Source organism: Amycolatopsis sp. NPDC104819, assembly GCF_055583145.1.
Map to the genome: position 1 here is coordinate 42,990 of NZ_JBVJON010000006.1, position 13,171 is coordinate 56,160.

General features: G+C 69.8%; 13 protein-coding genes. 4 read left to right on the top strand and 9 right to left on the bottom strand.

Features of this window, described 5'->3' with window-relative positions:
* From ACZ63E_RS19580 to ACZ63E_RS19595, 4 genes are read right to left on the bottom strand one after another with little or no spacing between them, the layout of a single operon-like run.
* Positions 1 to 1,071, bottom strand: a complete 1,071-nt coding sequence (locus tag ACZ63E_RS19580) for an MSMEG_0568 family radical SAM protein (RefSeq protein ID WP_465337541.1) — start codon at positions 1,069 to 1,071, stop codon at positions 1 to 3.
* Positions 1,072 to 1,080: 9 nt separating this feature from the next.
* The gene (locus tag ACZ63E_RS19585; RefSeq protein WP_285484086.1) at positions 1,081 to 1,593 is read right to left on the bottom strand and encodes an MSMEG_0572/Sll0783 family nitrogen starvation response protein; all 513 of its coding nucleotides are present in this window, start codon (positions 1,591 to 1,593) and stop codon (positions 1,081 to 1,083) included.
* 4 nt (positions 1,594 to 1,597) lie between these two features.
* The gene (locus tag ACZ63E_RS19590) at positions 1,598 to 2,434 is read right to left on the bottom strand and encodes an amidohydrolase family protein (protein ID WP_465337543.1); all 837 of its coding nucleotides are present in this window, start codon (positions 2,432 to 2,434) and stop codon (positions 1,598 to 1,600) included.
* Positions 2,431 to 3,750 carry an MSMEG_0569 family flavin-dependent oxidoreductase gene (locus ACZ63E_RS19595; protein WP_465337544.1) on the bottom strand — a complete coding sequence of 440 codons (1,320 nt, stop codon included), beginning with the start codon at positions 3,748 to 3,750 and terminating at the stop codon, positions 2,431 to 2,433. The genes ACZ63E_RS19590 and ACZ63E_RS19595 overlap by 4 nt, the downstream gene beginning before the upstream one ends.
* Positions 3,751 to 3,994: 244 nt before the next feature.
* On the opposite strand from ACZ63E_RS19595, the gene ACZ63E_RS19600 reads away from it, so the two are divergent.
* Positions 3,995 to 4,411, top strand: a complete 417-nt coding sequence (locus ACZ63E_RS19600) for a hypothetical protein (protein ID WP_465337545.1) — start codon at positions 3,995 to 3,997, stop codon at positions 4,409 to 4,411.
* Between the two features lie 20 nt (positions 4,412 to 4,431).
* Here ACZ63E_RS19600 and ispG read toward each other — a convergent pair whose 3' ends face one another.
* The 3 genes from ispG to ACZ63E_RS19615 are packed head-to-tail and all read right to left on the bottom strand — an operon-like array spanning position 4,432 to position 8,365.
* Complete coding sequence (ispG, locus tag ACZ63E_RS19605) at positions 4,432 to 5,583, bottom strand: flavodoxin-dependent (E)-4-hydroxy-3-methylbut-2-enyl-diphosphate synthase (RefSeq protein WP_465337546.1); 1,152 nt, start codon at positions 5,581 to 5,583, stop codon at positions 4,432 to 4,434.
* Entirely contained in the window at positions 5,580 to 7,415 is a 1,836-nt protein-coding gene (locus ACZ63E_RS19610; protein WP_465338085.1) for a 1-deoxy-D-xylulose-5-phosphate synthase, read from the bottom strand. Before ACZ63E_RS19610 ends, ispG begins: the two co-directional genes overlap by 4 nt.
* 23 nt (positions 7,416 to 7,438) lie before the next feature.
* Positions 7,439 to 8,365, bottom strand: a complete 927-nt coding sequence (locus ACZ63E_RS19615; RefSeq protein ID WP_465337548.1) for a 4-hydroxy-3-methylbut-2-enyl diphosphate reductase — start codon at positions 8,363 to 8,365, stop codon at positions 7,439 to 7,441.
* A gap of 351 nt (positions 8,366 to 8,716) precedes the next feature.
* Here ACZ63E_RS19615 and ACZ63E_RS19620 point away from each other — a divergent pair, with 351 nt between their 5' ends.
* From ACZ63E_RS19620 to ACZ63E_RS19630, 3 genes are read left to right on the top strand one after another with little or no spacing between them, the layout of a single operon-like run.
* The gene (locus ACZ63E_RS19620) at positions 8,717 to 9,790 is read left to right on the top strand and encodes a terpene synthase family protein (protein ID WP_465337549.1); all 1,074 of its coding nucleotides are present in this window, start codon (positions 8,717 to 8,719) and stop codon (positions 9,788 to 9,790) included.
* Positions 9,791 to 9,792: 2 nt separating this feature from the next.
* Positions 9,793 to 11,226, top strand: a complete 1,434-nt coding sequence (locus ACZ63E_RS19625; RefSeq protein WP_465337551.1) for a cytochrome P450 — start codon at positions 9,793 to 9,795, stop codon at positions 11,224 to 11,226.
* Entirely contained in the window at positions 11,223 to 12,269 is a 1,047-nt protein-coding gene (locus ACZ63E_RS19630; RefSeq protein ID WP_465337553.1) for a polyprenyl synthetase family protein, read from the top strand. The genes ACZ63E_RS19625 and ACZ63E_RS19630 overlap by 4 nt, the downstream gene beginning before the upstream one ends.
* Positions 12,270 to 12,324: 55 nt before the next feature.
* Here the strand turns inward: ACZ63E_RS19630 and ACZ63E_RS19635 are convergent, their stop codons facing one another.
* Together ACZ63E_RS19635 and ACZ63E_RS19640 are read right to left on the bottom strand one after the other, a co-directional pair.
* Entirely contained in the window at positions 12,325 to 12,810 is a 486-nt protein-coding gene (locus tag ACZ63E_RS19635; RefSeq protein ID WP_465337554.1) for a lactococcin 972 family bacteriocin, read from the bottom strand.
* An 87-nt stretch (positions 12,811 to 12,897) separates the two neighbouring features.
* The gene (locus ACZ63E_RS19640) at positions 12,898 to 13,170 is read right to left on the bottom strand and encodes a muconolactone Delta-isomerase (protein ID WP_465337556.1); all 273 of its coding nucleotides are present in this window, start codon (positions 13,168 to 13,170) and stop codon (positions 12,898 to 12,900) included.
* Position 13,171 lies beyond the last annotated feature (1 nt).

Consider the following 13,171-nt stretch of genomic DNA (forward strand, 5'->3'; position numbering starts at 1 on the left):
TCAGCCTCCCGCCGCGCTGAGCAGGCCGCAGGCGCCGCACGCGGCACAGCCCGCGCCCTGGTCGGCCCCGGTCATCCCGGCCGCCCGCAGCAGCGCGGCGATCCGGCCGGTGACGTCGGCGACCAGCGCGGGTGACGGCGCGGTCGCCCCGTCCCGCCGGGCCAGCGTGCCGGCCATCGGCCGCATCGGCACGGCGAACGGGTAGACACCCAGGTCGATCAGCCGACCGGCACCGTCCACAAGGGAGTCCGGGTCCTCGCCGAGGCCGATCAGCAGGTACGTCGAGACGCGGTTACGGCCGAACACCCGGACCGCCTCCGCCCACGCGGCTTCGTACTCCGCCATCGGCACGGTCGACTTGCCGGGCATCCAGCGCCGCCGGACTTCGTCGTCCAGGGACTCGACGTGGATGCCGATCGACGTCGCCCCGGCGTCCCGCAGCTCCTGAAGGACGCCGAGGTCGCCCGGCGGCTCGATCTGCACCTGGATCGGCAGGCCCGGCACGGCGTCGAGCACCGCGCGGACGCAGCGCACGAGGTGCCGGGCGCCGCGGTCGGGCCCGGACGTCGTGCCGGTCGTCATCACCATCTGCCGGACGCCGTCGAGCCGCACCGCCGCTTCGGCGACCTCGGCGAGCTGCGCGGGTGTCTTCGCGGCCACAGTGGACCCCGCCCGCAGCGACTCCTCGATGGTGCAGAACCGGCAGCGCTGGTCCTCGGTGTACCGGATGCACGTCTGGACGACCGTTGTCGCGAGGACGTCCTGTCCGTGCAGCAGCGCGATCTTCCGGTACGGCACACCATCCGAAGTGGACAGGTCGTAGAACCGCGGCCGGCTGACCGGCGCGACGCTCAGGCCGAGGTCGACCCGGCCGCGGTGGATCCGGCCGTCGCGGACCTCGTAGGGGCTGTCGGGGTTCAGCGGCAGCGTGGCGTTGGCACCGTCGACCACCAGGTGGCCGTCGTCGCTCGGCCCGGCGCCCTTGCTGCGCTGCACAGGGGCGTCCACGCGCACCCCGCGGACGGCGATGTCGGCGCGGGTCTCCAAATCCTCTTCGATGCCAACGCGCACGGACCGCTCCTAGAACATGTAGGTGGAGTTGATGATCGCGCCCTTGCGCGCGTAGTGGATCAGCGCGTCCTGGACGTCCAGCGGGTGCGTCGGGATGACGCCCTCGATGAGGTCCTCCTCACGCGCGCCGTGCAGCGAGAGGCCGAAGCGGCAGCAGTAGGCCTTGCCGCCCTCGCTGATGAACGTCTTGAGCTGGTCGTTGATGTTCAGCTCACCCGGGAACGCGGCGTTGCCGGTGGTCGGGAAGCCGCGGGTGGCCAGGCAGTTCAGCGAACCCGGGCCGTAGAAGTAGATCGCGGCCTCGAAGCCCTTCCGCAGCGCGCGCGTCGCCTGCAGGATCGCGACGAAGCTCACCGATGACTCGTGCGCGATGCCGTGCACGAGCGTGAAGTAGCTCTGGCCGGGTTCGGCCTGGTAGTCGGGGAAGACCTTGGTCCCGCCGTACAGGTTGGACCCCTGCGGCAGCGACGGGTGCGGGATCTCGTCGAGGCTGGTCTTTTCGGTGTCGGTCAGCTCTGCCATCGGTCTATTTCCCTTTCTTCGGTCCGTACAGCACGTCGAACGTGCCGCGGAAAACCAGGTCGGCGAGCTCGCCGTCGCCGGCCGCGGCGGCCAGCTTGGCGAGCTCACCCTCGTGATCGCCCCACGGCTCGTCGGAGGCGAACAGCACGCGGTCGTGGCCGATACCACGGCGCGATATCTCCTCGACGAGCCAGCGGGGCGTGAAGCCGATCGCCCAGGACAGGTCCGTGTAGACCTGTTTCCCGGCGGCGATCCAGTCGAAGAAGCGGCCGCCGACGAGCTTGATGTGCCCGCTCATGCCGCCGCCGAAGTGGACGAGGTGCAGCTTGACGTCGTCGGCGTAGGTGTCGACGAGCTTGCCGACCTCGTCGACGTCCGACGCCGCGCCGGGCGAGGTGTGGACGTGCACGACGAGGTCGTGTTCCCTTGCCGTGGCGAAGATCTTGTCGAGCTGCGGCCGGCACGCGGGGTCGGAGGCCCTGCCGCCCAGCAGGAAGCTGAGCTTGAGCGCCCGGACGCCTGACTCGCCCGCCAGCTTCAGCGCGTCGTCGGTGCGGTCGGCGTCTTCGGCTCGTGGAGACACCCAGAGCGCGGAGCTGATCCGGTCGTCCTTCCCCGCCGCCTCGACACAGAGCTCGTTGAAGGAGAACGCGATCGCCGGGTCCGGGACGCCGTAGTTCGGGATCACCAAAGCACGTTCGGTGCCTTCGCGGTCCAAATCGGACAGGAGCTCGCCGATCGTCGCGCGGCTGCCGATCGCGGGCGCGACCAGCGGGCCGCCGTAGAACGGGAACGCCGGGAGGATGCCCAGGTGACGGTGGGCGTCGTTCGTCCACTTCATGCGACCGTCCTCGGTGCGACCCAGTCGTCGTCGGCCGGGTACGTGCTCACCGGCGTGCCGGAGAGCCATCGGACGTCACCCCGGCCGCCGCCGGTGATCCGCCGGGCCAGGTACTCGGCGTCCGCGGCGACCCCGCAGAACCGGCCCGAGCCCCAGGTGTGCTGCCACGGCAGGCCGAGGAAGTACAGGCCGGCACAGCTCGTGACCCCGCGGTGGTGCGTCGGGTACCCCTTGCCGTCGAAGACCGGGACGTCGATCCAGCGGTGGTCGCGGCCGAAGCCGGTGCTCCAGACGACCGAGGAAAGCGCTTCCGCGTCGAGGCCGCGCGGGCCGTCGACGGGCTCCCAGACCGGCTTGTACCGCTCCTCCCGGGGCGCGGGGATCCCCCGCTGGGTGATGAACCCGTCGATCGAGTCCTTGATGCCTTCGGAGACGGCGTCCGCGGCGTCGAGGTTGCGGCGCAGGTCGTCGGCGAACCCCAGCCGTCCGTTCCCGATGCCGGACAACCGGCCGTAGAGCTGCATGCCCTGGGCTGCGAACGCGCGCAGGTCGATGTCGTGGCCGCCGTCGCGGCCGGTGACGTAGTGGTTGGCCCGGAACCGCACGGCATCCGCGTCGGCGAACTCGTCGATTCCCCGGCCGTAGTACCCCATGTCGTCCAGCCACGCCACGACGTCCCGCCCGCGGTAGCGCCGGGCGACCCGCGGCGCCGACCCGACGGCGAGGTGCACCCGCCGTCCGGCGAGGTGCAGGTCCTCGGCGATCTGGCAGCCGGACTGCCCGGTGCCGACGACCAGGACGTCCCCGTCCGGAAGCTGCGCGGGGTTGCGGTACTCGGCCGAGTGCAGCTGGACGACGTGCTCGGGCAGCCGTTCGGCCAGCCGCGGCTTGAGCGGCACCTGGTACGGGCCGGTGGCCAGCACGACGTGGTCGGCGGTCAGCTCCCCGGCCGACGTCGTGAGCCGGAACCCGCCGCCGGGCAGCTGCCGCAGCCGCGTGGCTTCGACACCCTCGTGCAGCGGGACGTCGAAGTCCTTCACGTACGACTCGAGGTAGGCGACGATCTCGTCCCGGACCATGAACCCGTCCGGATCGTCACCCGCGTAGGGAAAACCGGGCAGCCGGCATTGCCAGTTCGGGGTGACCAGGCAGAAACTGTCCCAGCGGCGGGTCCGCCATTCGTGCCCCGCGCGCTCGCGTTCGAGCACTAGGTGCCCGACCCCGGCAGTGGTCAGGCAGTGGGACATCGAGAGTCCCGCCTGGCCGCCGCCGACCACGATCACCGGCCGGTGCAGGCCGTCGAGCTGGAGGTTCATGCCGATCAGTGCACCGGCAAACCATTTCCGGACGGTTTCCTCCGGAACATCGGCGTGTTACCGGAGCGCCGCCGCGTGACAACTTTCCCCGGCGCCGCTTAACATCCGCGTTCGGCGCTCCCGCGGACGAGGCGCACGATCGTTGCGCCGATCGGGTGAATGCCAGGAGGACCGTCAACCCGCGGCCGCAGCCGGCCGTTTCGCCTGTGCACTGTGACGGTGAGAGCCGAAAAGAGGAGCGACCATGACGATACGACCTGGCAAACGCGCCGCAACGCTGATCGGGATCATCGTCGCGGCGACCTCGGCTCTCGTCGGCCCGGCTGCCGCCGGCACCACGGACACGGAGGTCGTCTGCTACGCGAACGCATTGTGCAACCGGTCCACCGGCGGCGGCGCCAAGGTCGCGACCGTCTACGCCTGGCGACAGCTCAGCGAGACCGGGGCGACCGGATTCTTCGAGGTCTTCGGTCCCAACGGCTACAAGCTCACCGGTCCCACCGATCAGGAGGTCGACCACACCTTCACGGTGAACCGGAACTTCCCGAACGGCTCGCTGATCTGCGTGTCGTTCTGGCGGAAGAACGCCAACGGCTCCTTCACCAAGTGGAAGGACGTGAACGGCAACGCCTGCACCTCGGTCCCGATCTTCGGGGCCTAGCTGTCGGTGGAGCGAATCGCTCAGCCGGCGGTGACCACGGGCTCGCCCTGGCCGAGGGACTGCCCGGCCTCCTCGGCGATGCGCATGGCCTCTTCGATCAACGTCTCGACGATCGCGTGCTCCGGCACGGTCTTGATGACCTCACCCTTGACGAAGATCTGGCCCTTGCCGTTGCCGGAAGCGACGCCCAGGTCGGCCTCGCGGGCCTCGCCCGGGCCGTTCACAACGCAGCCCATGACAGCCACCCGCAGCGGGATCTCCATCCCCTCCAGCCCCGCGGTGACCTGCTCGGCGAGGGTGTAGACGTCGACCTGCGCGCGCCCGCAGGACGGGCACGACACGATCTCCAGCTTCCGCTGCTTCAAGTTCAACGACTGCAAAATCTGGATACCGACCTTCACCTCTTCGACCGGCGGCGCCGACAACGACACCCGGATCGTGTCCCCAATCCCCTGCCGCAGCAACGCCCCGAACGCCACCGCCGACTTGATCGTGCCCTGGAACGCCGGACCCGCCTCGGTCACCCCGAGGTGCAGCGGATAGTCGCACTGCTCCGCGAGGATCTCGTAGGCACGCACCATGACCACCGGGTCGTTGTGCTTCACCGAGATCTTGATGTCGTGGAAGTCATGCTCGGCGAACAACGACGCCTCCCACAACGCCGACTCCGCCAACGCCTCCGGCGTCGCCTTGCCGTACTTGTCCATGATCCGCTTGTCCAGCGAACCGGCGTTGACGCCGATCCGGATCGGCGTCCCGTGGTCCTTCGCCGCCTGCGCGATCTCCTTGACCTGGTCGTCGAACTTGCGGATGTTGCCCGGGTTCACCCGCACCGCGGCACAACCGGCCTCGATCGCGGCGAACACGTACTTCGGCTGGAAGTGGATGTCGGCGATCACCGGGATCTGCGACTTGCGCGCGATCGCGGGCAACGCCTCGGCGTCGTCGGCCGACGGGCACGCCACCCGCACGATGTCGCAGCCCGCCGCGGTCAGCTCCGCGATCTGCTGCAGCGTCGCGTTGACGTCGGAGGTGAGCGTCGTGGTCATCGACTGGACGGAGATCGGGTGCTCGCTGCCGACACCGACCGGGCCCACCTGGAGCTGGCGGGTCTTGCGGCGTTTGCCCAGCACCGTCGGGGCGAAACCGGGAGTTCCCAAGTCGATCTTCATGATGCGCTGTCGCTCATTTCCCAGCTCGTGCCGCCCCGCCAGGACAGCAGTTCCGACATGCGTTCACCCACGGCGCCGGCCATCTCCGCCGGGGTGAGGCCACACTCCGCCAAGACTTCGGCACGGCTGCCGTGGCCGAGGAACCGGCTCGGCACACCGAAGCGCAGCACGGGAGTGGCCACGTTCTCCTCGCCGAGCCGCGCCGCGACCGCCGAGCCGAAGCCGCCGGCGCGCAGGCCGTCTTCGACCGTCACGACCAGCCGGTACTCCGCCGCCATGGCGACGAGGCCCGAGTTGACCGGCTTGAGCCAGCGGGGGTCGACCACGTCGACACCGAGACCTTGGGCTTCGAGCCGGTCGGCGACGTCCAGGCACAGCCTGGTGAGCGCGCCCGCCGAGACGATCAGCACGTCCGCGGGGGCGCCGGCGCGCAGGACATCCATGCCTTCGTGTACGCCGATCGTCGCGATGTCCTCACCCAGGGCACCCTTCGGGAACCGGATCATGCACGGCGCCTCCGTCTCCGCCATCGCTTCGTCGAGCGCCCGCCGCAGTGTCGCGTGGTCGCGGGGCGCGGCGATCCGCAGGCCGGGTACGAGGTTCAGCAGGGAGAGGTCCCACATTCCGTTGTGCGACGCGCCGTCGTCACCGGTCAGGCCGGCCCGGTCCAGCACGAACACCACCGGGCAGTGGTGCAGCGACACGTCCATCAGCACCTGGTCGAAGGCCCGGTTGAGGAAGGTCGCGTACACCGCGACAACGGGTCGCATGCCCGCCATCGCCAGTCCCGCGGCCGAGGTGACCGCGTGCTGCTCGGCGATGCCGACGTCGAAGACACGCTCCGGGAACCGCTTCGCGAACGCGCTGAGCCCGGTCGGCCGCAGCATCGCCGCGGTGATCGCGACGACGTCCGTCCGCGTCTCCCCCAGCCTCACCAGTTCGGCACCGAACGCCGAGGTCCACGACGGCGGCGCGGCCACGAGCGGCCGGCCGGTCTCCGGATCCATCCCGCACACCGCGTGGAACCGGTCGGCCTCGTCGTTCTCCGCGAGGACGTAACCGTTCCCCTTGCTGGTCACGCAGTGCACGACCACCGGGCCGCCGAGCCGGGCCGCCTGGCGCAGCACCGCCTCGACGGCTTCGAGATCGTGCCCGTCCACCGGGCCGAGGTAGGTCAGCCCGAGCTCCTCGAACATGACCTGCGGCGCCGAGGCGTCCTCGCCACCTTTCGGGAAACAGTCCGGGGAGATCCGCGTGGCCGCGAGCTGCTGGGCCAGTCCTCCGACGGTCGGCGCGTACGACCGGCCGTTGTCGTTGAGCACGATCACCACCGGGGTGTCCCGGGCGGCGGCGATGTTGTTCAGCGCCTCCCAGGCCATCCCGCCGGTCAGCGCGCCGTCGCCGATCACCGCCACGACGGCGCGGTCGTCCCCGCGCAGCCGGTACCCCTTGGCCAGTCCGTCCGCATAGGACAAAGCGGTCGAGGCATGAGAATTCTCGACGACGTCGTGCTCGGACTCGGCCCGCGAAGGGTAGCCGGACAGCCCCCCGCGCTTGCGCATGCCGTCAAACTCGCCCGCGCGGCCGGTCAGGATCTTGTGGACGTAGGCCTGGTGACCGGTGTCCCACACGATGCGGTCCCGCGGTGAGTCGAAGACGCGGTGCAGCGCGATGGTCAGCTCGACCACCCCGAGGTTGGGTCCGAGGTGCCCGCCGGACCGGGTGATCTTGTCGATCAGGAACCGGCGGATCTCCGTGGCGAGCGCGGGCAGGCGCTCCGCGGGCATCGCGCGGACGTCCGCGGGGCAGCGGATGGATTCGAGCACGGACATCTCCTCCTTCGCTGGCTTGGTCTTCATCGCAGCGCCGAGGGCGTGGCGAAGACGACGTCCTCTTCGGCGGTCAAGTCGATCTCCACATCGGAGAAGCCGGCCTCGGCCAAGCGGTCGAGCACCTGCTGGACCAGCACTTCCGGCACGCTGGCGCCGGAGCTGACCCCGACCGTGTCCACGTTCTCGAGCCAGGCTTCGTCCAATTGGGACACTTCGGGCACCAGATGGGCGCGGACGCCCGCCTGGATGGCGACGTCGACCATCCGGACCGAGTTGCTGGAGTTCTCCGCGCCGACGACCAGGATCAGGTCGCTGCGCAGGGCCATCGACTTGACACCGGTCTGCCGGTTCTGGCTGGCGTAGCAGATCGTGGTGTCCGGCGGCCCGGAAAGGTCGGTGAACCGTTCGCGCAGCGCCGCGATGACGTCCACGGTGTCGTCGACGGAAAGTGTCGTCTGGGTCAGGTAGGCGAGCGGGGTGTCGTCGTCGAGGTCGAGCCGCGCGACGTCTTCCACGGTCTCGACGACGAGCGTCTTGTCGGGAGATTCCCCTCGCGTACCTTCTGTTTCCTCGTGTCCGTTGTGCCCGATCAGCACCAGGATCCTGCCGTCGCGGACGTCGCGGCGGGCCTGCTGGTGCACTTTGGACACCAGCGGGCAGGTCGCGTCGATCACCCGCAGCTCGCGCCGGGCAGCGTTTTCCCGCACTGCCGGGGACACGCCGTGCGCGGAGAACACGCACACGCTCCCCGGAGGGACTTCGTTTTCGGATTCGACGAAGACGGCGCCACGCCGGGCGAGCGAGTCGACGACGTGACGGTTGTGCACGATCTGCTTGCGCACGTAGACCGGTGCGCCGTAAAGATCCAGTGCGCGCTCGACCGTGGTGATGGCGCGCCGCACTCCGGCGCAGAAGCCGCGAGGCTCGGCGAGGATGATTTTCCTTCCCACAGCACGACGTTCCGCGGAAAGCCCAGTGGACGATGTGTTCATGCGGTTCGGTCCTCGCCTCGGCGTCAGGAGGATACGAGTCAGTGCGACGCGCGGCAGCTTCACGAAAGACAACACCCCAGATCGCGGCTGTCCGCGTCCACCCACCTTCGCGCATTCGAGTGAGTCGCGTCCACTCCCGTCGTGCCCGAGGCCCTCTCCCCGGTCGTCATTGCGCGGAAAGGTTTCTGTCCTATGCGGATCCTTTCCGGGAAGCACGCTCGGAGTGGACCCGTTCGGCCGACGTCAGCAGAATCGGTCGGCATCGAGCAGGCCCAGTCTGCGTGCTGTCTGAGCATGGGGGTCCACCGTATGACTGCGACATCCACCGTTTCCGGGGTGCAGGAGTTCCATCTTCCTGAGCTGCCAAGACTTCTTCCGTACGCCTACCACCCGAAGGCCGCGCAGATCGAGATCGCGTCGAACGGCTGGGTGCGGAAGTTCCTCGGCGAGTGCTTCGCCGACGAAGAGTCGCTGCTGTACTTTCTCCGGCAGCGCAACGGGATCTACGGCCCGATGACCGTGCCGCACGCCGACGAGGACCGCGCGCGCAACATCGCCGACTGGTACCAGTTCGTCACCGTCATCGACAGTTTCGTCTCCGACCGGACCGCGCTGGGCGCCAGCCACGACAACGCGAGGCAGGTCTTCGCGGCGATCCTGGCCGATGTGGACGACGCGGACGCGCTGGCCAGCAAGCTTCCGTACGGACGTGCGGCGCGCGACCTCTGGCTGCGCATCAGTGCCGGCCTCGGGCCGGACCAGGTGAAGCGGCTGGTCGGGAGCCTCGAAGCGTTCCTGCGCGGCTGCGCGACGGAGATCGAGTCGAAGCTCACCGACGACATCCCCGACTACGAAACGTGCATGGCCGTTCGCCAGGACAGTTTCGGCTGCGACTTCCTGGAGCTGTTCACCGAGTACGCCGCCGGCGTCGACATGACCGAGCTGCGGGAAACGCCCGAATTCGTCGAAATCCACACACACTCCATGCGGCAGATGATCCTGGTCAACGACCTCCTTTCCTGGCGCAAGGAACACGCCGACGGTGACACCATGACCGCGGTGCGCGTGCTGTGGCAGAAGGAGGGCCGCGGACTGCAGGCCGCGGTCGACCGCCTCTGCGAGCTCGTCGAGCACCACGAGCGTGGTTACATCGCCGCGCGTGACCGTGTCCTGGCCGGCCCGCTCGGGCAGCGGGCGGACGTCCACGCGTACCTCATCGGCATGGACCTGCTCATCGGCGGCAGCCAGGAGTTCGAGTACCTCACGCCCCGGTACTTCGGCGACGGCTCGGTGTGGGACGGCACGACGTCGGGCTGGCTCGACCTCACCGCACCGGTGGCCCGGTTCCGTCCGGCCCCCGCGAACGACCGGACCTGGGAGTAGAAGTGACCATCGTCAAAGAGAACTCGCCCACCTACACCGTCGGCGAGGCGCCGGGCCGCGTCCCGCTTCTCGGCCACGTGCCGCTGTTGTGGCGCAAGCCACTGGACTTTCTCACCTCACTGCCGGCCCAGGGCGACCTGGTGGCGTTCCGGCTCGGACCGCGGCTCGCCTACATCGCCTGCCACCACGACCTGGTCACTCGCCTGCTGAACGACTCGCGGACGTTCGACAAGGGCGGTCCCCTCTTCGAGAAGGCCCGGTTGCTGGTCGGCGACGGCCTGGTCAGTTCTGGGTTCGAGAGCCACCGGCGGCAGCGGCGGCTGGTGCAGCCGGCCTTCCACCGCGCGCGGATGGCGCACTACACCGAGCTCATGACCGAGGAGATCGACGCCGAGCTGTCGTCGTGGCGCCCCGGGACCGCGTTCAACGTCAGCGACATCACGCACGGCCTGACACTGCGCATCACCGCGCGCACCATGTTCGCCACCCGGATCGGCGACGACGCCGTGCGGGCGGTGACCGAGTGCATGCCGGTGATCATGCGGGGCGTCTACCACCGGATGATCTCGCCGACGTCGCTGATCGAGAAGATCCCCAGCAAGGGCAACCGCGCCTTCGCGCAGGCCCAGACGCGGATGCGAGAGGTCATCGCGCACACCGTGGCCGAGTACCGGCGGGCCGGCGTCGACCAGGGCGACGTGCTGTCGATCCTGGTCAACCAGCGGGACGAGGACACCGGCCTGGGGTTGAGCGACCAGGAGATCCACGACCAGGTGATGACGGTGCTCATCGGGGGCACCGAGACCACCGGGAACACGCTGGCCTGGACGTTCCACCTGCTGGCCACCCATCCCGAAATCGAGGACCGGCTGCAGGAGGAAGTCCGCACCGTCCTCGGCGGGCGGCTGCCCACCATCGCCGACCTGCCGGCACTGCAGTACACCGACCGGGTGCTCACCGAAACGCTGCGCATGTACCCGCCGGCGTGGCTGCTGTCCCGCACGACGACCCGCGACGTCGAGATCGCCGGAAAGTGGCTTCCCGCCGGCACGCCCGTCTTCTACAGCTCCTACCTCCTCGGCCGCAACCCGGAGATGTTCCCGGACCCGGACCGCTACGACCCCGACCGCTGGCTGCCGGAGCGGGCGAAACACCTGCCGCGCAACGCCGTCCTCCCGTTCGGGCACGGCAACCGCAAGTGCATCGGGGACAACTTCGGCATCGCCGAGACGACCTTGACGCTGGCGGCGACCGTCGCGCGGTGGCGGCTGCGGCCGGTGCCGGGTCACCGGATCAGCACCGCGCCCAAGGCGTCGCTGGGCACCGGCCCGCTGCCGATGGTGCCGGAACCCGTCGCCCGCGTCGCCGACCGGTCCGCGCCGCCGGCCGCGCCCACCGGATGTCCGGTGGCGCACGAGACGAAAGAAGCGTCATGAGCACTGCGCTGAACACAGGTTCCCCCGGCGCGAACGTCGCCGGGGTGATGACGTCCGCGCCGCATCGGATCGTGGCGAAGCTGGCGGGCCCGAACGTCCTCGCCGCCGACCTCGCCGGCTGCCTCGGCCGGATCGGCGAGGTCGCGGCGGCCGAGCCGCTGATCGTCTCCGACGTGGTCACCCGCATGCTCGGGGGTGGGAAGCGGCTGCGCCCGCTGCTCACGCTGGCGACCGCCTACGCGGCGGCGACACCGTTGGCACCGCGGGCGCGAGACCGGGCGGTCGAGGCCGGCGCGGTGGTCGAGCTGCTGCACCTGGCGAGCCTGGTCCACGACGACGTGATGGACGAGTCCGCGACCCGCCACGGCGTCGACAGCGTCAACATCCGCGAGGGCAACATCCGCGCGGTGCTGGCCGGGGACTACCTGCTGGCCCAGGGGTTGCTGGCGGGCGCCCGCCTCGGCGCGGAGGAGGGCGCGATCGCGGCGCGCACGTTCAGCCGGCTCTGCGAAGGCCAGGCCCGCGAGTCCGCCGCGCTGTTCGACGTGGACCGGACCGAAGAGTCCTACCTCGAAGCGATCTCCGGCAAGACGGCAGCGCTGCTGGCGGCAGCCTGCCGCCTCGGAGCGATGGCGGCGGGCCTGCCCGCGGCCGCCGCCGACGCCCTGGCCGATTACGGTCATCACCTGGGCCTGGCGTTCCAGCTGGTGGACGACCTGCTCGACGTCACGTCGTCGGCCGAGGCACTGGGAAAGCCGGCCGGGCACGACATCGTCGAGGGTGTCTACACGCTGCCGGTGGTGCACGCGCTCCGCGAGCGTCCTGAGCTTGGCACGCTGCTTCGGCGGGGAGACCGCGCCGCCGCGGCCATGGCGGTCCGCGTCGTCCGGGAAACGGGCGGCCTCGAAGTGACGCGCCAGGCTGCGGCGGCTCACTCGGCTCAGGCGATCGACGCGCTGTCGAGCATCTCGGACCACCTGAGCCCGGCGGGCACCGCCATGCTCACCGAGCTGGCGAACGTCCTCATCGAACGCCGGCACTGACCTCGGCGGCGACCACGCAGCTCCGATCACTCCCGTGATCGGAGCTGCGCGACGGTCAGCTCTTGTTCCAGTACGTGTAGCAGGTTGCCGTCGTGTACTCGTGGAGCGAAGCGGCCGCGAGCCCGCCCGGCGCGACCCCGTTGTCCGCGTCCGTCTTGCCGTTCATCTTCACCGACGCGCCGTGCTTGACCTGCAGGTGCTCGTACTGCGAGTAGCAGACCTTCTGCCCGATCGCGTTGACCGACGCCCCGTACGACCAGGTGCCCCCGCCGACCTCCTTCACGCCCCGCGGTTGCGCGCCGCCGGTGGCCCCGCCGACCTTGACCTCACCGACGCCGGTGAACGCCACCCAGCCACCATCCGCGGTCTCTCCCCGCGCCACGACGTGGATGCCGGAGTCCGGAGTGCTCGCCGTCGCCGTCGATGCCGCACCCAGCACCCCGCCGGCCGCGATCACCGCGACCCCGACAGCGGTGGCCCACCGTGCGCGACCCCGCTCGTCCGGCCGAGTGCGGTCCGGGTTCGAATACTCCTCGGGCATGCGTCTCCTCCCTGAAGACACGGCGCCCTGCGACGCCGCGTCAGCTGACTGCCTACGAGGCGAACACGCGTAGATCCACTTCGTGGTTTAGCCCGCGAGGTCCGACGGATGTTTCGCCAGCGGAACGACCTCGATCCGCATGAACGGGTAAAGCGGCAAACTCGACAACAGCGCGTGCAGCTCGTCGTTCGACTCGACGTCGAAGACGCTGAAGTTGCTGTACCGCCCGACGATCCGCCACAGGTGCACCCACACCCCCGCCCGCTGCAGCTCCAGCGCGCGAGCCTTCTCCTCGGCGACCCGGTGGGCGACGTCGAGGCCCGGCGGGATCGTCACGTCCATCCGCACGTGGAACAACATC

Bases quoted from the DNA above. Each gene is read 5' to 3' on its own strand.
- ACZ63E_RS19585 (WP_285484086.1), bottom strand. From the start codon at position 1,593: ATGGCAGAGCTGACCGACACCGAAAAGACCAGCCTCGACGAGATCCCG.
- ACZ63E_RS19590 (WP_465337543.1), bottom strand. From the start codon at position 2,434: ATGAAGTGGACGAACGACGCCCACCGTCACCTGGGCATCCTCCCGGCG.
- ACZ63E_RS19595 (WP_465337544.1), bottom strand. From the start codon at position 3,750: ATGAACCTCCAGCTCGACGGCCTGCACCGGCCGGTGATCGTGGTCGGC.
- ACZ63E_RS19600 (WP_465337545.1), top strand. From the start codon at position 3,995: ATGACGATACGACCTGGCAAACGCGCCGCAACGCTGATCGGGATCATC.
- ispG (WP_465337546.1), bottom strand. From the start codon at position 5,583: ATGAAGATCGACTTGGGAACTCCCGGTTTCGCCCCGACGGTGCTGGGC.
- ACZ63E_RS19610 (WP_465338085.1), bottom strand. From the start codon at position 7,415: ATGTCCGTGCTCGAATCCATCCGCTGCCCCGCGGACGTCCGCGCGATG.
- ACZ63E_RS19620 (WP_465337549.1), top strand. From the start codon at position 8,717: ATGACTGCGACATCCACCGTTTCCGGGGTGCAGGAGTTCCATCTTCCT.
- ACZ63E_RS19630 (WP_465337553.1), top strand. From the start codon at position 11,223: ATGAGCACTGCGCTGAACACAGGTTCCCCCGGCGCGAACGTCGCCGGG.
- ACZ63E_RS19635 (WP_465337554.1), bottom strand. From the start codon at position 12,810: ATGCCCGAGGAGTATTCGAACCCGGACCGCACTCGGCCGGACGAGCGG.
- ACZ63E_RS19640 (WP_465337556.1), bottom strand. From the start codon at position 13,170: ATGTTGTTCCACGTGCGGATGGACGTGACGATCCCGCCGGGCCTCGAC.